This window comes from Nonomuraea sp. NPDC023979, assembly GCF_040639085.1.
Classification (GTDB): Bacteria; Actinomycetota; Actinomycetes; order Streptosporangiales; family Streptosporangiaceae; genus Nonomuraea; species Nonomuraea ceibae.
Genome location: NZ_JBEZZG010000003.1, coordinates 1 through 16,366 on the forward strand (window position 1 = coordinate 1; position 16,366 = coordinate 16,366).

Sequence of the window (16,366 nt, forward strand, 5' to 3'; positions counted from 1 at the left end):
TTTCCCCCCCCCCCCAAAAACCCCCCCCCCCCCAACCCCCCCCCCCCCCCCCGGGGGGGGGGGGGGGGGGGGGCCCCCCCCCCCCGGGGGGGGGGGGGGGGGGCCCCCCCCCCCCTGAACACAGCCCGAGTGCCGGAGGCGCGAAGCGCCTGACAACGAGGACCACGCCGTTGGGCGCGGGACGCGCCCCGCAAAACAGCACAGCCCAAAGCCGACAACGAGGACCGAACGCGCGTCAGCGTCCCTGGTTGGCCACGGCCTCGATGGCCGCCTTGGCCGCGTCCGGGTCCAGGTACTCGCCTCCACGCCGCACCGGCCGGAACTCGGCGTCGAGCTCGTACCGGAGCGGAATCCCCGTGGGGATGTTCAGCCCCGCGATCTCCTCGTCCCCGATGCCGTCGAGGTGCTTGACCAGGGCGCGGAGCGAGTTGCCGTGGGCGGCCACGAGGACGGTCCGCCCGGCGGACAGGTCGGGCACGATCGCGTCGTACCAGTAGGGCAGCATCCGGTCCACGACGTCCTTGAGGCACTCGGTGCGCGGCATCAGCTCGGGCGGGAGCAGGGCGTAGCGCCGGTCGCCGGCCTGGGAGTACTCGTCGTCGTCGGCGATGGGCGGCGGGGGCGTGTCGTAGGAGCGGCGCCACAGCATGAACTGCTCGTCGCCGAACTCTTCGCGCGTCTGGGCCTTGTTCTTGCCCTGGAGGGCGCCGTAGTGGCGTTCGTTGAGCCGCCAGGAGCGCTTGACGGGGAGCCAGAGCAGGTCGGCCTCGCCGAGGGCGTACTGGGCCGTCTGGATGGCCCTGGTCAGCAGGCTCGTGTGGACGACGTCGGGGTAGACGCCGGCTTCGGTGAGGAGTTTGCCGCCGCGGCGGGCCTCGTCCTCGCCCTTCGCCGACAGGGAGACGTCCACCCAGCCGGTGAACAGGCCCTTCGCGTTCCAGTCGCTTTCGCCATGCCGTAGCAGCACCAATGTCGCCATGCGGCCAATCCTATGGTTTGCGGGCGACCCCGCAGAGAAAGTGGGGGGTGGGCGGCCGGACGAGGTCTTCGGGGCGCCATTCGGGCACGGTGACGACGCCGGGTGGCAGCAGGTCGAGGCCGGCGAAGAGGGGGCGCGGGTCGGTGGTGCCGTCGGAGACGTGGGAGAGGACGAGGTGGCTGCCGGGGGCGAGGGGGGCCATGAGTTCGGTGATGAGCGGCTGGGGGTCGTCGGCGACGTAGTGGGCGATGGCGAGCAGGAGGACGGCGACGGGCCGGTCGAGGTCGAGGTGCTGGCCGACGGCCGGGTTGTTCAGGATGTCGCTGGGTTTGCGCAGGTCGCCGCGGACGGCGAGGGCTTCGGGGACGCCGTCGAGGAGGGTGCGGGCGTGGCTGACGACCTGGGCGTCGGAGTCGACGTACACGGTGGTGCGGCCGGGGACGACCTCGTGGACGCTGCGGCAGGTGGGCAGGCCGGAGCCGATGTCGAGGAACTGGCCGATGCCGTCGTCGGCGAGTGCCCGTACGGCGCGGCCGAGGAAGGCGCGGTTGGCCCGGGCGTCCTCGCGGATGCCGGGCACGATCTCGAGGACGTGGGCGGCGGCCTCGCGGTCGACGCGGTAGTTGTCGTGGCCGCCGAGGAAGTAGTCGTACATGCGCGCGACGTGCGGAACGTGCGGCTCCATACCTCCTGTGTCACTCACGCCCCAGGATCTTACGCGCGTTCCGGGTCGGCGAACCGGGCGAACGCCTGCAGGTTGGCCAGCGATTCGCCGCGTTTGGCGCGCCATTCCCATTCGCGCCTGATGGAGGAGGCGAAGCCGAGTTCCAGGGCGCGGTCGAACCAGTCGTCGGCGTAGGTGAGCACGCAGCCGAGCAGGCGGTCGATCTCGTCGGCGGTGACGGCGGCGAGGGGGATGCGGCCGACGAGGTAGACGTCGCCGACGGGGTCGACGGAGAAGTGGACGCCGTACATGGCGCCGTTCTTGCCGAGCAGCCATTTGTAGAACTCGGCGTGGTTCTCGTCGGGCTGGCGGCAGAAGAACGCCTCCACGTGGAGGACCCGGTCACCGACGATGAGCCAGGTCATGGTGGCGAGCTTGTGCTGTCCGGGCAGTTTGACCAGGAACGCTCCGGGCCGCGGCTCGTCGTAGGTGACGTCCGCGGCCTTGAGCGCGGCTTCGACAACGTCGCGCATCAGTACACCCTAGGAGACGGCCTACGAGTTGACCGCCACCGGCACCCGGTGCAGGTTGGCGATGGCGGCGGCGTAGACCTCGGTGAGGCGGGAGGCGGTGGCCTGCCAGCCGAAGGCGGCGGCGTGCTCGCGGGCGCCGGCCGACAGCATCTCGCGCCATCGGGGTTCGGTGACGAGGCGGCGCAGGGCGGCGGCCCACTGGTGCGGGTCGTGGCCGTCGACGAGGAGGCCGGAGACGCCGTCGCGGACGGCGGTGCGCAGCCCGCCGACGGCGGCGGCGACGACGGGGGTGCCGCACGCCTGCGATTCGAGGGCGACCAGGCCGAACGACTCGCTGTGCGAGGGCACCACGGTGACGTCGGCGGCGCGGTACCAGTCGGCGAGCTCGTGCTGCGGCGCGGGCGGCACGAGGCGGACGACGTCGGCGATGCCGAGTTCGGCGGCCAGGTCGGTGAGCAGGGACGGGCGGGCCAGGCCGTTGCCGGAGGGGCCGCCGACGCAGGCGACGACGAGCCGGCCGCGCAGGGAGGGGTCGTCGATGAGCATCCGGGAGGCGGCGCGCAGCAGCACGTCGGGGGCCTTCAGCGGCTGGATGCGGCCCACGAACAGCAGCACGTGGGCGTCCTGCGGCAGGCCGAGCCGCTGCCGGGCGGCGCCCTGTGAGGCGGGCTGGAAGACGGTCAGGTTGACGCCGGGGTTCACCACGGCGACGCGTTCGCGGGGCGCCCCGTACAGCTCCATGAGCTCGCCGGCCTCGTCGGCGGTGTTGGCGACGAGGCGGTCGGCGATGCCCACGACCTGTTCCTCGCCGACCTCGCGGGCGGGCGGCTCGGGCTTGTCGTCGGCGGCCAGGAAGCGGTTCTTGACCTTGGCCATGGTGTGCATGGTGTGCACGAGCGGCACGCCCCAGCGTTCCTTGGCGAGCCAGCCGACCTGGCCGGACAGCCAGTAGTGCGAGTGGATGACGTCGTAGCGGCCGGGTTCGTACATGGCCTCGGTGCGCAGCACCTCCGACAGGAACGCGCAGAGCTGGCCGGGCAGGTCGGCCCGGTCCATCTCCTCGTACGGCCCGGCGGTCAGGTGGCGGACCAGGATGCCGGGTTCTAGCTCGGCGACCGGTGGCAGGTCTCGCGCCGTGGCGCGGGTGAAGATCTCCACCTCGACGCCCAGGCGCGCCAGTTTCCTGGCCGACTCCACGATGTACACGTTCATCCCCCCGGCGTCGCCCGTTCCGGGCTGGTCCAGCGGGGACGTGTGCATGCTGATGGTCGCGACCCGGTTGACCCGTCGTCGCCTCACCCGACACCACCTCCAAGCGGATTACAACTGCTCAGATCATCCCGACATTCCCGGCAGAAGGTCACAACCGGGGGGCCTGGCAGGATGTTGGCCATGAAGAGAACGGCTGTGGTGACCGGCGCGAGCAGCGGGATCGGCGAGGCGACCGCCCGCCGGCTGGCCGCCGAGGGGTACGACGTGGTGGCCGGCGCGCGCAGGCGGGACCGGCTCGACAAACTGGCCGCCGAGACGCCGGGAATCAGGGCTGTCACGCTCGACGTCACCTCCCAGGAGTCGGTGGACGCGCTGGCGGCCTCCCTCGACCGCTGCGACGTGCTCGTCAACAACGCCGGAGGCGCGCTCGGGCTGGAGCCGGTGGCCGGCGGCCGGCTGGACGACTGGCAGCGGATGTACGACACCAACGTGCTCGGCTCCCTTCGCCTGACCCAGGCGCTGCTGCCCAAACTCGTCGACTCCGGCGACGGCGTGCTGGTCATGCTCACCTCGACGGCCGGACTGGTGTCGTACGAGGGCGGCGGCGGCTATTGCGCGGCCAAGCACGCGCAGACGTCGATGACCGAGACGCTCCGCCTGGAGCTGGTCGGGCAGCCGGTGCGGGTGGTCGAGATCGCGCCGGGCATGGTGAAGAGCGAGGGCTTCGCGGTGACCAGGTTCCGCGGCGACGAGGCGGCGGCGGCCAAGGTGTACGAGGGCGTGCCCGACCCGCTGAGCGCCGACGACGTGGCCGACGCCATCGCCTGGTGCGTCACCCGGCCGGCGCACGTCAACGTGGACCGGCTGGTCATCCGGCCGCGCGCCCAGGCCGCCCAGCACAAGGTGCACCGCGTCAGTGGCTAGGCCGGTCGGCGCGATCACCCGGGGCACGACCGGGCACAACCGGCTGCGCCGCGCCGACCGCTGGACCGCCGCCGTGCACGGCCCGCTGCTGCGCCGCGCCTCCCGCCCGCTCGTGGTGGACCTCGGCTACGGCGCGTCGCACACGACGACGCTGGAGCTGTTCACCCGGCTGCGGCGGGTCGCGCCGGACGTGGAGGTCGTCGGCGTCGAGATCGACCCGGCCCGGGTCGCGCTGGCCAGGCCGTACGAGCACGAGGGGCTGAGCTTCCGGCTCGGCGGCTTCGAGCTGCCGGTCGAGCGCCCGCCGACGCTCGTGCGGGCCTTCAACGTGCTGCGGCAGTACGGCGAGGCCGACGCCTGGCACTACTGGGAGCTGCTGCGCGGCAAGCTGGCGCCGGGCGGCGTCCTGGTGGAGGGCACCTGCTCGGAGACCGGCCACCGGGCCGTGTGGGTGGGGCTCGACCGCGACGGGCCGCGCACGCTCACGTTCTCGGCCCGGTTCGACGCCTTCGAGCGGCCCTCCGACCTGGCCGACCGGCTGCCGAAGACGCTGATCCACCGCAACGTGCCGGGCGAGCGCATCCACGCGTTCCTGCGGGACTTCGACCACGCCTGGGCGGTGAGCGCGCCGTACGGGGCGCACGGGCTGCGGCAGCGCTGGCTGGCCGCAGTCGGCGTGCTGGCGGGCTCGTGGCCGATCCCCCGCCACCCGCCGCTGGGCGGCCGGGCGCGCTGGCGGCTCGGCGAGGTGACGCTGCCGTGGTCGGCCGTCGGCTGAGCCGGGACTACCGCCCGAGCTCCCGCTCGAAGGCGGCGTACGCTGCGGCGTCGAACAGGACGAACCGCACGTCCTTCACCGGCGCGTCACTCCCCCGCACGGCCGCGACCGCGATGCGGGCGCCGTCGTCGAGCGGCCAGCCGTAGATGCCGGTCGAGATCGCCGGGAACGCCACCGAGGCCGCGCCGAGCTCGCCGGCCACCCGCAGCGACTCCCGGTAGCAGGACGCCAGCAGCTCCGAGCGGTCCTCCGTACGCGAGTGGACCGGGCCGACGGTGTGGATCACCCAGCGCGCGGCCAGGTCGCCGGCCGTGGTCGCGACCGCCTGGCCGGTGGGCAGGCCCCTGCCGTAGCGGGAGGCGCGCAGCTCGCGGCACTCACGCAGGATCGCCGGGCCGCCCCTGCGGTGGACGGCCCCGTCGACGCCGCCGCCGCCCATCAGGGAGGAGTTGGCCGCGTTCACGATCGCGTCGACCACCTGCTCGGTGATGTCCCCCTGGACCAGGGTGATGTCCATCTCACCATCATCCCGAATTCCAGCTCGACACGTCGTAGAACTAGTCTGGAGGACGTGAAGGGTCTTGGCGAGCTTGAACGCAGCATCATGGACATCCTCTGGGCGCAGAGCAGCCCGCTGACCGCACGCGAGGTCGGCAGGCTCATCGCCGACCGCGACCTGGCGCCGACCACGGTGATGACCGTGCTCGACCGCCTCACCCGCAAAGGCTTCCTCCAGCGCACTCGTGACGGCCGCGCCTGGCGGTACGAACCGGCCGAAAGCCGTGACGGCTACATCGCTGACCTTATGCTGGAAGCACTCGGCATGACCGGCGACCGTTCGGCCGCCTTGACCCGATTCGCCCAGGCCGTCTCCGGGCCCGAGGCGGAGATCCTGCGCAAAGCCCTTACGGAGCTGGAGGAAGAGTGACCACGGCAGCGGTGCTGGCCGCGCTCGCCACGGCGTGCGCGATCGGCTCCTGGCGTTTCACCACCGCCCGGTGGACCTCGCGCGCGCCGCGGGTCGCCATCATTCTCTGGCAGTCTCTCGGCCTGGCCTGGGGCCTGGCCACGACCGGCGCCATGCTGGCCTACGCCGTCGACCCGTACGGGATCGGCGTGCTTCCCGGCCTGCTGGCCTTTGCCCGCGGGCAGGCGCCGCTGCAGCCGTGGGACGCGCTGCACGTGCTCGCCATGATCGCCGGGCTGACCGCGCTCACCGTGCTCGTCGTGGTGCTGCTCACGGCCGGGGTGCAGGCGTTGCGCGCCCGGCGGCGGCACCGCACGCTGCTGCGGCTCATCTCTCGCGACGACCCGATCGTGCCGGGCGTGCGGGTGCTCGACCATCCGAGCGCGGCCGCCTACTGCGTGCCCGGGCTGCGCTCGCAGGTCGTGGTCAGCGAGGGCGCGCTCAAGCTGCTGTCGCAGGACGAGCTGACGGCCGTGCTCGCCCACGAGGCCGCGCACGTGCGCGAGCGTCACGACCTGGTGCTGCTGCCGTTCGCCGCGCTGCGCCGGGCGCTGCCCTGGTCCAAGATCGTGTGTGACGCGCAGGCCCAGGTCGAGCTGCTGGTCGAGATGGCGGCCGACGACCGGGCCCGCCGCTACTGCTCGCCGCGCCGGCTCGCCACGGCGCTGCTCAGGTTCGGCACCGCGGGGGCCATGCCGACGCCCAGCGGGATGCTGGGCGTGCACGCCCAGCACGTCATGGCAAGGGTCGACCGGCTGATCAAGCCGGCCCCCGAGATCCACCTCGGCCTGCGCTACGGCGTGCTGGCCCTGTCGGTGAGTTTGGTCACAGCCACGCCGTTCCTGTGGGTCATCCAGCTCTGACGCTTGCTGGAGTTAACCATTCCGTTTGCAATTGCAAGCAGGGGCGGGCACACTGGAGACATGGCACTACCGAAGGTCGGCTCGATCGGCGAGTACATCCGCGAGCAGAGGCAGCAGGCGAAGATCTCCCTCCGCCAGCTCGCCGAGCAGGCGGGGGTCTCCAACCCCTACCTGAGCCAGATCGAGCGCGGTCTGCGCAAGCCCAGCGCGGAGATCCTCAACCAGATCGCCAAGGGTCTGCGCATCTCCTCGCAGGCGCTCTACGTGCAGGCGGGCCTCATCGAGGACCGCGAGCCGCCCAGCGACGTGATCAGTGCGATCAGAGCCGACACGCATCTCACCGAGCGGCAACGCCAGGTGTTGATCGACATCTACGAGTCGTTCCGCAAGGAGCGGCCCGGGGACGGGCAGACCTCCCAGAATGCCGACCCCGGGCCCTCCACGGACGACGAGCAGCCGCTGCCGCCGGAGCTTGTCGCCGCACTTGAGCCCTACGCGACGAGCGACGGCAACGGCACCGTCAACCAGGAAACCAAGGAAGGTTAACCCATGACGCTGGCCACCGAGGTCAAGAAGCTCACCGATTCCAAGCCGTTCTACGCCGTCGCCGGTGTCGGCGACTTCGCCGTGGAGAAGCTGCGCGAGCTGCCCGACCAGCTCCAGAAGCTCCAGGCCCGCCGCGCCGAGCTGGCCAAGGACCTGCCCGGCCGCGCCCGCGACTACGCCGGCAAGGCCGAGGGCTTCGCCAAGGAGTTCCCCGAGAAGGCGCGCGAGTACGCCGACCAGCTGAGCCACCGGGCCGTCGAGGTCTACGAGGACTTCGCCACCCGCGGCCGCAAGGTCGTCAGCCGGACCACCGGCGAGGCCGCGCTGGAGCTGGAGGAGGTGTCGGAGGCCGCCGAGCCGGCCGTCGCCACCCCCGTCAAGAAGACCCGCACCACCAACCGCACCACCAAGGCCCAGGCCTGACCGACCCGAAGGCCCGCCCCGTCCTGGGGGCGGGCCTTTTCGCCGCGCGGAGTGCCCGTGGCGGCTATTAGGCTGGGGCCGACTTCATCGCGGCACTGGGCGGAGCCAAACTCATGGAATTCATCAACCTCGGGCTCAACTTCCTCTTCCTGGCGCTTGCCGTGATCATTCTCGGCATGTCGGCCTACGCGCTGATCCACGCGCTACGGGTGCCGACCGGCGCGTTCGTGTCGGCGGGGAAGCTGCAGAAGAACATCTGGCTGATCATCCTGATCCTGGCCACGCTCTTCTCGGCGGCGGGCGCGTGGTCCTACCTGAACGCCTTCCTGTTCCTGGGGGGCGCGCAGTTCATCGGCATCGGTCTCGGCATCTTCTCGATCGCCGCCGTCATCGCCGCCACGATCTACATCGTCGACGTCAAGCCCGCCGTCAAGGGCATGGGCGGGCGCGGCGGCAACAGCGGCCCCTACGGTCCCTGGTGAGGTAGCCGGGTCAGGCTCCTGGCGAGCCACCGGCCCATCAGGGCGTGCCCGGCGCGGGTCGGGTGCACGCCGTCGGGCAGCACCGCCTTCACCTCCGCCTTGCCGCCGCCGGAGGACCACGGCCTGCGCAGCGCGTCGAGAAAGGGCACGGCCTGACTCGACGCCACCCGCGCCAGCGCGTCGCGCACGCGGTAGGCCTTGGCGGGCGGCGTCGGGTCGAGCCAGATCGGGCCGACCATGACGATCTGCGTCTTGGGCCAGGTCGAGCGGGCGGTGTCGAGGAGCCGGTCGGCCGCCTCGCCCACCCGCTCGGCCGGCCACCGGCCGTCGTTGTGGCCGCCGGAGATCACCAGCACGTCGGGTGCGGGCCGCCACGCCAGCTCCGCCTCGAACGACTCCTGGAACGTACGGCCCACGCGCCCGTCGCTGACGAAGCCGGTGCCGCCCGCTCCGGCGATGACCGGCTGCCAGCCGAGCAGCCGGGCCGCCTCGGCGGCGTAGGTGTGCCAGCGCGGCACCGGCCCCGACCCCACGGTGAAGCTGTCGCCGACGAACATCACGACCGGCGGGCGCCGCTCAAGGGGCGGCTGGGGCGGCGTGGCCACCGCCGCCGCACATCCCGATAAAGTGCAGCAAATCGCCGCCATCGAGGCGGCCGGGCCGGCGAGAGTTCTCCTGAGCGGGCTACGCAGCCTCGCGCGCATCTACCACCTCGAAAGCTCTAGGCTGCCGACATGACCACCGATCTTCACGGGCGAACGCAACGGCTCGAACTGGCGGACCAGAACCTTCGCGACTTCGAAGCCGTGGTCCTCGACGCGACCCCCGAAGGGATCGTGCTCAACAGGTCGGCATTCTATCCAGGAGGCGGCGGCCAGCCGGCCGATCACGGAGTTCTCCTCTGGCAGGGCGTGGAAACCCGCATCGCCGGAGTACGCAAAGGCGACGATCTCTACCTGATCCCGGCAGAGGGCGACCCGGTCCCCCCGGTGGGCGCCGTCGTCCGGGCGGCCGTCGCCGACGAGCGCCGCTCCGCGCTCATGCGCACCCACTCGGGGCTCCACGTCCTGTGCGGGGTGGTCTTCCGCGAGTTCGGCTGCCCGGTCACCGGCGGCAACATGGAGCCGCTGACCGCCCGCATGGACTTCAACCTGCCGGAGGTGCCGGCCGGCTTCAAGGAGTCGGTCGAGGACCTGTGCAACGCCGAGATCGTCGCCGACCGGCGCATCGACGTGCGGGTGCTGCCGCGCGCCGAGGCGTTCGCGATCCCCGACATCATCCGCACCGCGACCAACCTGGTCCCGCCGGAGGTCGAGGACGTGCGGATCGTCGACATCGTCGGCCTTGACACCCAGGCCGACGGCGGCACCCACGTGGCCTCGACCAGGCAGATCGGCCGCATCAAGGTGGCCAAGGTCGAGAGCAAGGGCCGCGGCTTCCGCCGGCTGCGCATCACGATCTCCGACTGACCGCGCCCCGCTCCCGCAGCCATCCGGCCAGCTCCGCGAACCCCTGCCGCAGCGCGGCCTCCATCGGCGTCACCGGCTCCCAGGGCGGCTCCCGGTCCACCGCCGCCCCGCGCTCCAGCAGCAGCTCGGCGATCCGCCGCTGGCCGCCGTGGCAGGCGTACCAGAAGGCCGTGTCCAGCTCCTCCTGACCGGTGACCGTCACCTGGTCGGGCAGGCCGAGCGCGGCGGCGTGGCGGAAGCCGACGGCGGCGCCGCGCGCCACCAGGCGGCGGGCCGCCTCCCACTGCCCGAAGGCCACCGCGTCGTCCAGCGGCGTCCCGCCCGCGATGACCGCGCCCGGCGCGTCGATGCGCGCCCCCGCGTCGAGCAGCGCGTCGAGGGCCGCCACGTCCCCGCTGCTGGCCGCCCAGTGCAGCGGCGTCTCGGCGTGCTCGCCGCGGAAGCGGGCGTCCACGTCGGCGCCCGCCTCGACCAGCGCGGCGATCGTCTCGGCGACCGCCGGGAAGTGCCCCGGCCAGTCGGTGGCGACGTGCAGGAGCGTACGGGCGCCGTCGGGGCGGGCGGTGGCCCGCGAGGGGTCGGCGGCGAGCAGGGCGCGCAGCGCAGCCACGTCGCCCGACCGGATCATCTCTCGGGCATCGGCCATCAGGTCCTCCTCAACCGGGATACCGATACGATTCACGGCCATGACGGGTATCAGGCACACGCTAGCCGCTCTCGGAGCCGTCGCCCTGGCGCTGACCGCGACTCCCGCCCTGGCGGAGGCCGGGATCACCACCGAGGTGACGATGACCCTCGGCAAGGGCGGCACACTGCACGTGGTCGAGAAGATCAGCGGCGGTTCCGGCGAGCTCCAGCGGACGTTCCTGACCAGGACGCGCTACGACGACACCAGCGACCGCGTCTACCGGATCGCCAACCTCAAGGGCGGCACGCTGGCCGGTGACGTGCTGACGGTCAAGTCGCCCGCCACCGTCGAGTACGACGTCCAGGGCGCCGTCACGCCCACTGGCGGCGTCGAGGAGCTGCGCTGGTTCGCCGTCAACGGCTGGAACACCGCCGTCGACAAGGCCACCGTCAAGGTCAGCGGCCCCGGCCAGGTGCAGAACCTGTCATGTTTCGCCGGCGAGCTGACCTCCGCCATCGGCTGTACCGCCGCCGCGATGGACCACACGGCCACCCACGCCGACTTCGAGCAGGCGGGCATCGCCCCCGGCCAGGCGCTGACCGTGGTGGTCGGCTTCCCGGCGGGCGCGAGCGGCGGCGAGCCGATCCTGGAGAAGCGGTTCTCGCTGGCGGCGGCGTTCACGCTCAGCCCCGTCACCGGCGGCGCGCTGGCCGGCCTGCTCGTGCTGCTGCTCGGCGGCGTCGCGCTGCTCTACTGGACGCGCGGCCGCGACGCCCGCATCGTCGACCACGAGCGCGGCGCGGTCGACCCCGTCCAGAACGGCCACTTCAGCCCGCCCGACGGGGTGCGTCCCGGCCAGATCGGCACGCTCGTGGACGAGCAGGCCGACGTGGTGGACGTGACGGCCACGATCGTGGACCTCGCCGTCCGCGGCTACCTGCGCATCGACGAGCAGCCCCGCCAGACGTACGACGCCCCCGACTGGATGCTGGTACGGCTGCCGAACGCGCCCGTCAACGCGCTGCTGCCCTACGAGCGGGCGCTGTACGAGGCGATCTTCGAGGGCCGGGACGCGGTGCTGCTGTCGCAGTTGTCCGGCTCGTTCGCCACGCATCTGGGCAAGGTGCGCGACGCCCTCTACACCGACGTCGTCACGCAGGGCTGGTTCGCCCGCCGCCCGGACGCCGAGCGGACGCGCTGGACCACGATCGGCGTCGTGCTCATCGGCGTCGGCGTGCTGGCCACGGGCGCGCTGGTCTGGTTCACCACGTACGGGCTGATCGGGCTGGGCGTGATCGTCGCGGGCGGGGCGCTGGCCGTGGGCGGGCAGTACATGCCAGCCAAGACGGCCAAGGGCTCGGCCGCGCTGGCCCACACGCTCGGCTTCCGCGAGTATCTCTTCTCCGGCGACCTGGGCGAGGTGCCGGAGCAGCACCGGGTCGAGCTGTTCTCCCGCTACCTGCCCTATGCGGTGATCTTCGACGGGGTGGAGCACTGGTCGCGGGTCGTCGCCTCGGTCACCGGCAACGGCTCGCCGAGCGACAACCTCTACTGGTATCACGGGCCGGCCGAGTGGGACCTGTCGAAGTTCGCCGGGTCGATGCGCACGTTCACCACGACGACGTCGGGCGCGATCTCGGCCACCCGGCAGTTCCGCACCCTCTAGTCGGGGTGGATCCGCAGCTCGCCGACCGGCCGGCCGCCGCCGTACACCCGCTGCACGCCCAGCTCGTCCAGCTCCGGTGAGGTGAGCCCGAGCGAGCGCAGCGCGGCCACGGTGAGCGTGGTCCTGGCGCGCGCCGCGCCGTCCTCGACCTTGATCGCACCCGCGCGCCCGTCCTCGTACGCGAACGCCTGGAAGCCCTCGGCGCCCACCTTGACCATCAGGCCGGGCAGCGCCCGCATGAGCGCGGTCTCCGGCCGGTGGGTGCCGGACGTCCACTGCGGATGGGCGCGGACGGCGTCGAACACGCCGCCCTCGCCGCTCACCGCGAGCGTGCGGAACGCCCTGGCCACGCCCAGCATCGAGACGAAGAACAGCGGCGCCCCGCACCCGTCGACGCCGGAGGCGGGCATCCGCTCGCCCGTCAGCTCCTCAACCGTGGCGCGGATCGCCCGCTGGAGCGGGTGCGGCGGCTCCAGGTAGGACTCCAGCGGCCAGTCGTTGACCACGCAGGTGGCGAGCATGGCGGCGTGCTTGCCCGAGCAGTTCATGTAGACGCGGCCCCGGTCGGTCACCGCCCGGTCCTCCGGGTAGTCCTCGGGGCAGCGCAGCGCCGACTCGTCCAGCCCGGCCCCGGCCAGGATCTTGCGCACGCCGTCGACGTGGAACGGCTCGCCCGCGTGTGACGCGCACGCCAGCGCCAGCAGCTCGCCGCTCAGCCGCAGCCCGCTGCGCACCATGCCGAGCGCCTGGAGGGGCTTCATCGCCGAACGCGGCGACGCCGGCTCCGCGACCGCGCCGTGCGTCTCGGCCGGGCGGCCCGCCGCGTCCAGGGTCAGCATCCGCGCCAGGTGCCTGGACTCCACGAACCCCGACCGCACGACCTCCACGACCAGCGCCATCGGCTCCTCCTTTTCTCACGAGTGTATTTCTGGGCCACAATGTGGTCCCATGCGAGCTGTAGTGCAGCGGGTGAGCTCCGCGTCCGTGGCCGTCGACGGGCAGCCTGTCGGCGCGATCGACGAGCCGGGGCTGCTCGTGCTGGTCGGCGTCACCCACACCGACACACGCGACCAGGCGGCCAAGCTGGCCGCCAAACTGTGGGGGCTGCGCGTCCTGCACGGCGAGAAGTCGTGCTCGGACGTGGCCGCGCCGCTGCTGGTGATCAGCCAGTTCACGCTCTACGGCGACACCCGCAAGGGCCGCCGCCCCACCTGGCAGGCGGCCGCCCCGGGGCCCGTCGCCGAGCCCCTGGTCGAGGCCGTCGTCGAGGAGCTGCGCGCGCTCGGCGCGCACGTGGAGACCGGCCGGTTCGGCGCCGACATGAAGGTCTCGCTGGTCAACGACGGCCCGATCACCCTGGTGATCGACGTCTAGTCAGCGGATGCGACGGCGCAGGCTCGGGTCGATGCTGACGTTGCGCCCGGCGTCCGGCGGCACGATGACCTCCTGCGAGGCCGCGACGCCGCCGGCGAGCAGCGGCGCGTCGACCGGCACCGTGCGCTTGACCACGGCCAGCGCGATCGGCCCCAGCTCGTGGTGGCGGGCCGCCGAGCCGACGGTGCCCACCTCCTGGCTCTCGAAGATCACCGGAGCGCCGTGCACGGGCAGCGTGTCGACGCTGCCGTCGAGGTGCAGGAACACCAGCCGCCGCGGCGGATGCCCCAGGTTGTGCACCCGCGCCACCGTCTCCTGCCCCCGGTAGCAGCCCTTCGACAGGTGCACGGCCGCACCGATCCAGCCCACCTCGTGCGGGATCGTCTTGTGGTCGGTCTCGAAGCCCATGCGGGGCCGGTGACCCTCGATCCGCAGCGCCTCGTACGCCCACAGCCCCGCCACCGGCCGGCCCAGATGCTCGGCCAGCTCGGCGCGCGGCACCAGCAGGTCCTCCGTCGCCGTCGACAGCACGGCCAGCTCGTCGGCCGCCGAGACCTCCACGCGCAGCATGAACCGCATCCGGTCCAGATAGTCGATCAGGCTCGCCGAGGCGCCGGGCTCGACGTGCGCCAGCACCGCCTCACCGTCGTCGACCAGCGTCAGATGGTGCTCCACCCGGCCCTGGAGGTCGAGCAGGAGCGTCTGGGTCCACTCCCCCGGGGCGAGCGTGTCGAGCTTCTGCGACGTCAGGTCGTTGAGCCATTTCAGCCGGTCGGCCCCCGCGATCCGGACGATCTCACGGTTGCTCCGGTCGACGACCGCCTCGCCCTTGGCCAGGGCGCGCTGCTCGGCGAACAGGTCGCCGTAGTGCGCCGCCACGTCGGCGTCGGGGCCGTCGGCGGGGACGGCGCCGGGCAGGTCAAGCAGAGGGCTACGCATGCCCTCCAGGTTAACGGCACTCCCGGCAGAGCCCGAAGACGGTCAGGTGATGGACGTCGGCCACGAACCCCAGCTCGTCGTCCAGCCCCCTGACCAGGCCCTCCGCCATCTCCGGCCGCACCTCGCCCACGTCGCCGCAGCCCCGGCACACCAGGTGGACGTGGTCGGCGTCGGACGCCAGGTGGTAGGTCGGGGCGCCGTGGCCCAGGTGGGTGTGAGTGACCATGCCGAGCTCCTCGAGAAGCTCCAGCGTGCGGTAGACGGTCGAGATGTTGACCCCGCGGGCCGTCTGCCTGACCTTGACGCAGATCTCGTCAGGAGTGGCGTGCTCCAGCTCCTTGACCGCCTCCAGCACGAGCTGGCGCTGCGGAGTGACCCGGTAACCCTTGGCGCGAAGCTCCTCATGCCACTGCGTCTCCGTCATGCCCCCGAGTCTACGACCGGACGTTAATTCACTTGCCCCCTCCGACGGCGACCGCATAACTTCATGAGTACGCGGAAAGGAGGTGGTCCAAACAATGGTGATTCATAGTTGGACTAGCGAGGTGGTTGTCCGCTGACGTCGCGGACTTAGTTGTCTCGTGCTCGTCAGCGAATTCGAGGCAACCACCGGGGCCCCTGGCAGCCGGAGGGCGGGATCCGATCCCGTCTTTGGTCCATCCGGCCCGCCTGCTCGGCAGGCGGAGCGCCGCCCGGGGCCCTCTTTTGCTTTTCAGTGCTCTCCGCGCGCGGGGACGCCGAGCGCCTGGCAGGCGTCGCGGTAGAGGCGGACGACCGCCATCCGCACCTGCGCCCGCTCCGTCAGCGTCTCGCCCCACGGCACCCTGACCCGCTCGCCGCCGTCGATCGTGAACTCGATCGCCTCGCCGTCGACGTCGCTCGTCACCGCCGTGGTCGCCGCCGGCCGGCCGCCCAGCCCGCGCACGATGATCAGCGAGTCGGCCGCGTGGTCGTCGTTCATGTGACGCTTGATCGCCTCGACGGCGTCGTCGGTGAACGGGGCGCCCATCACGCCACCTTCTTCAGCTCGGCCGACATGTGCGACGTCAGCGGGTGACCGACGGCCGCCATGTCGTAGGCCCACATCAGATTGCCCTTGACCAGCCCGTACAGCCGCCTGCCCGCGGTGTACTCCTTCGCGGACGCGGTGCGCGCCACCACGTCGGTGTGCAGGTCGATCTTGTGGAAGACGACCTCGCCGACGTAGATCTCCACGATGCCGGTCGGATGCGACAGCACCACCTCGAGCTGCCGCTCGGGCTGCACGCGCCAGTAGCCGGACTCGGTGGCCAGCGGCCTGACCCGGCCGCCGTCCTGGTCGAGCAGCCACGTGCGGCTCACGTACGTGAGAAACGGCTTGCCGTTGTGGCCGAACTCGATCTCCTGCCCGAAGTTGAAGCTCTCGATCGTGGGGTAGCCGCCGACCCCGGCACCCTCCCACCGGCCGAGCAGGAAGGCGATCGGCTCCAGGTCGGGGTGCACCTCAGGTTCCTCCATGACCCCCAACCCTAGTCCCGCCCGAGGCGGGCTAGGGTGACTGCATGGCACGATCACTGGTGATCAAGGTGACCGCCGGGGCCGACGCGCCCGAGCGGTGCAACCAGGCGTTCACGGTCGCGGCCGCCGCCGTCGCGAGCGGGGTCCCCGTCTCTCTCTGGCTCACGGGCGAGTCGTCCTGGTTCGCGCTGCCGGGGCGGGCCAAGGAGTTCGAGCTGCCGCACGCCGTCCCGCTGCCCGACCTGCTGGAGGCGATCCTCGCGGGCGGGCGTGTCACGCTGTGCACGCAGTGCGCGGCCCGGCGCGAGATCACCGTCGACGACGTGATCGACGGCGTCCGCATCGCCGGCGCGCCCACGTTCGTCGAGGAGGCCACCGCGGAGGGCGTGCAGGCGCTCGTCTACTGAACCCGTCCACTGAGC

23 protein-coding genes are annotated in these 16,366 nt (G+C 72.1%); 11 read left to right on the top strand and 12 right to left on the bottom strand.

The window, feature by feature from the left end; all coding sequences use genetic code 11:
- Positions 1-235: 235 nt before the first annotated feature.
- Genes AB0G11_RS06285 through mshA form a run of 4 tightly spaced genes read right to left on the bottom strand, consistent with a single transcriptional unit; the run spans position 236 to position 3,475 of the window.
- A complete protein-coding gene (locus tag AB0G11_RS06285; protein WP_219517858.1) occupies positions 236-979 on the bottom strand; it encodes a phosphoglyceromutase in 744 nt (247 codons plus the stop codon).
- Positions 980-989: 10 nt separating this feature from the next.
- Positions 990-1,682 (bottom strand): SAM-dependent methyltransferase, encoded by a 693-nt coding sequence (locus tag AB0G11_RS06290; protein WP_357584333.1) that lies wholly within the window; start codon positions 1,680-1,682, stop codon positions 990-992.
- 11 nt (positions 1,683-1,693) lie between these two features.
- Positions 1,694-2,176, bottom strand: a complete 483-nt coding sequence (locus AB0G11_RS06295; RefSeq protein ID WP_219517856.1) for a YbjN domain-containing protein — start codon at positions 2,174-2,176, stop codon at positions 1,694-1,696.
- Positions 2,177-2,197: 21 nt separating this feature from the next.
- The gene (mshA, locus tag AB0G11_RS06300) at positions 2,198-3,475 is read right to left on the bottom strand and encodes a D-inositol-3-phosphate glycosyltransferase (RefSeq protein WP_308126190.1); all 1,278 of its coding nucleotides are present in this window, start codon (positions 3,473-3,475) and stop codon (positions 2,198-2,200) included.
- 93 nt (positions 3,476-3,568) lie between these two features.
- On the opposite strand from mshA, the gene AB0G11_RS06305 reads away from it, so the two are divergent.
- Together AB0G11_RS06305 and AB0G11_RS06310 are read left to right on the top strand one after the other, a co-directional pair.
- A complete protein-coding gene (locus tag AB0G11_RS06305) occupies positions 3,569-4,312 on the top strand; it encodes an SDR family NAD(P)-dependent oxidoreductase (protein ID WP_357584335.1) in 744 nt (247 codons plus the stop codon).
- The gene (locus AB0G11_RS06310) at positions 4,305-5,090 is read left to right on the top strand and encodes a class I SAM-dependent methyltransferase (RefSeq protein WP_357584337.1); all 786 of its coding nucleotides are present in this window, start codon (positions 4,305-4,307) and stop codon (positions 5,088-5,090) included. Before AB0G11_RS06305 ends, AB0G11_RS06310 begins: the two co-directional genes overlap by 8 nt.
- 7 nt (positions 5,091-5,097) lie before the next feature.
- On the opposite strand, the gene AB0G11_RS06315 is transcribed toward AB0G11_RS06310, so the two are convergent.
- Positions 5,098-5,607 (bottom strand): O-acetyl-ADP-ribose deacetylase, encoded by a 510-nt coding sequence (locus AB0G11_RS06315; protein ID WP_357584339.1) that lies wholly within the window; start codon positions 5,605-5,607, stop codon positions 5,098-5,100.
- Positions 5,608-5,661: 54 nt separating this feature from the next.
- Here AB0G11_RS06315 and AB0G11_RS06320 point away from each other — a divergent pair, with 54 nt between their 5' ends.
- The 5 genes from AB0G11_RS06320 (at position 5,662) to AB0G11_RS06340 (ending at position 8,371) form a co-directional block, all read left to right on the top strand.
- Positions 5,662-6,018 carry a BlaI/MecI/CopY family transcriptional regulator gene (locus AB0G11_RS06320; RefSeq protein WP_219517847.1) on the top strand — a complete coding sequence of 119 codons (357 nt, stop codon included), beginning with the start codon at positions 5,662-5,664 and terminating at the stop codon, positions 6,016-6,018.
- Positions 6,015-6,920, top strand: a complete 906-nt coding sequence (locus tag AB0G11_RS06325) for a M56 family metallopeptidase (RefSeq protein WP_357584341.1) — start codon at positions 6,015-6,017, stop codon at positions 6,918-6,920. The genes AB0G11_RS06320 and AB0G11_RS06325 overlap by 4 nt, the downstream gene beginning before the upstream one ends.
- 60 nt (positions 6,921-6,980) lie before the next feature.
- Complete coding sequence (locus tag AB0G11_RS06330) at positions 6,981-7,466, top strand: helix-turn-helix transcriptional regulator (protein ID WP_219517844.1); 486 nt, start codon at positions 6,981-6,983, stop codon at positions 7,464-7,466.
- A gap of 3 nt (positions 7,467-7,469) precedes the next feature.
- On the top strand, positions 7,470-7,889 hold the full coding sequence (locus AB0G11_RS06335; protein ID WP_219517842.1) for a hypothetical protein: 420 nt from the start codon (positions 7,470-7,472) through the stop codon (positions 7,887-7,889).
- A gap of 113 nt (positions 7,890-8,002) precedes the next feature.
- Positions 8,003-8,371: a DUF2516 family protein gene (locus AB0G11_RS06340; RefSeq protein ID WP_219517841.1), complete on the top strand. Its 369-nt coding sequence runs from the start codon at positions 8,003-8,005 to the stop codon at positions 8,369-8,371.
- On the opposite strand, the gene AB0G11_RS06345 is transcribed toward AB0G11_RS06340, so the two are convergent.
- Positions 8,356-8,976 carry an SGNH/GDSL hydrolase family protein gene (locus AB0G11_RS06345; RefSeq protein WP_219517840.1) on the bottom strand — a complete coding sequence of 207 codons (621 nt, stop codon included), beginning with the start codon at positions 8,974-8,976 and terminating at the stop codon, positions 8,356-8,358. The genes AB0G11_RS06340 and AB0G11_RS06345 overlap by 16 nt on opposite strands.
- A 129-nt stretch (positions 8,977-9,105) precedes the next feature.
- On the opposite strand from AB0G11_RS06345, the gene AB0G11_RS06350 reads away from it, so the two are divergent.
- Entirely contained in the window at positions 9,106-9,840 is a 735-nt protein-coding gene (locus AB0G11_RS06350) for an alanyl-tRNA editing protein (RefSeq protein WP_357584343.1), read from the top strand.
- On the opposite strand, the gene AB0G11_RS06355 is transcribed toward AB0G11_RS06350, so the two are convergent.
- Positions 9,824-10,486, bottom strand: a complete 663-nt coding sequence (locus AB0G11_RS06355; RefSeq protein ID WP_357584345.1) for an ankyrin repeat domain-containing protein — start codon at positions 10,484-10,486, stop codon at positions 9,824-9,826. The two genes, AB0G11_RS06350 and AB0G11_RS06355, sit on opposite strands and share 17 nt — an antisense overlap.
- Before the next feature lie 40 nt (positions 10,487-10,526).
- Here AB0G11_RS06355 and AB0G11_RS06360 point away from each other — a divergent pair, with 40 nt between their 5' ends.
- Positions 10,527-12,134, top strand: a complete 1,608-nt coding sequence (locus tag AB0G11_RS06360; RefSeq protein WP_357584347.1) for a DUF2207 domain-containing protein — start codon at positions 10,527-10,529, stop codon at positions 12,132-12,134.
- Here AB0G11_RS06360 and AB0G11_RS06365 read toward each other — a convergent pair.
- The gene (locus AB0G11_RS06365; protein ID WP_219517836.1) at positions 12,131-13,033 is read right to left on the bottom strand and encodes an asparaginase; all 903 of its coding nucleotides are present in this window, start codon (positions 13,031-13,033) and stop codon (positions 12,131-12,133) included. The genes AB0G11_RS06360 and AB0G11_RS06365 overlap by 4 nt on opposite strands.
- A 49-nt stretch (positions 13,034-13,082) precedes the next feature.
- Here AB0G11_RS06365 and dtd point away from each other — a divergent pair, with 49 nt between their 5' ends.
- Positions 13,083-13,508: a D-aminoacyl-tRNA deacylase gene (dtd, locus tag AB0G11_RS06370; protein ID WP_219517835.1), complete on the top strand. Its 426-nt coding sequence runs from the start codon at positions 13,083-13,085 to the stop codon at positions 13,506-13,508.
- Here the strand turns inward: dtd and AB0G11_RS06375 are convergent, their stop codons facing one another.
- The 4 genes from AB0G11_RS06375 to AB0G11_RS06390 all read right to left on the bottom strand — a co-directional run bounded on the left by AB0G11_RS06375 (position 13,509) and on the right by AB0G11_RS06390 (position 15,944).
- Positions 13,509-14,447 carry a glycine cleavage T C-terminal barrel domain-containing protein gene (locus tag AB0G11_RS06375; RefSeq protein WP_357584349.1) on the bottom strand — a complete coding sequence of 313 codons (939 nt, stop codon included), beginning with the start codon at positions 14,445-14,447 and terminating at the stop codon, positions 13,509-13,511.
- A gap of 10 nt (positions 14,448-14,457) precedes the next feature.
- A complete protein-coding gene (locus AB0G11_RS06380) occupies positions 14,458-14,871 on the bottom strand; it encodes a Fur family transcriptional regulator (protein WP_219517831.1) in 414 nt (137 codons plus the stop codon).
- Between the two features lie 288 nt (positions 14,872-15,159).
- Positions 15,160-15,456: a DUF2470 domain-containing protein gene (locus AB0G11_RS06385; protein ID WP_357584351.1), complete on the bottom strand. Its 297-nt coding sequence runs from the start codon at positions 15,454-15,456 to the stop codon at positions 15,160-15,162.
- Positions 15,456-15,944 (bottom strand): FABP family protein, encoded by a 489-nt coding sequence (locus AB0G11_RS06390; protein WP_219517829.1) that lies wholly within the window; start codon positions 15,942-15,944, stop codon positions 15,456-15,458. Before AB0G11_RS06390 ends, AB0G11_RS06385 begins: the two co-directional genes overlap by 1 nt.
- A gap of 44 nt (positions 15,945-15,988) precedes the next feature.
- Between AB0G11_RS06390 and AB0G11_RS06395 the strand changes: the two genes are divergently transcribed.
- Positions 15,989-16,351, top strand: coding sequence for a DsrE family protein (locus AB0G11_RS06395; protein ID WP_219517828.1), 363 nt, complete (start codon positions 15,989-15,991; stop codon positions 16,349-16,351).
- The last annotated feature ends 15 nt before the right edge of the window (positions 16,352-16,366 follow it).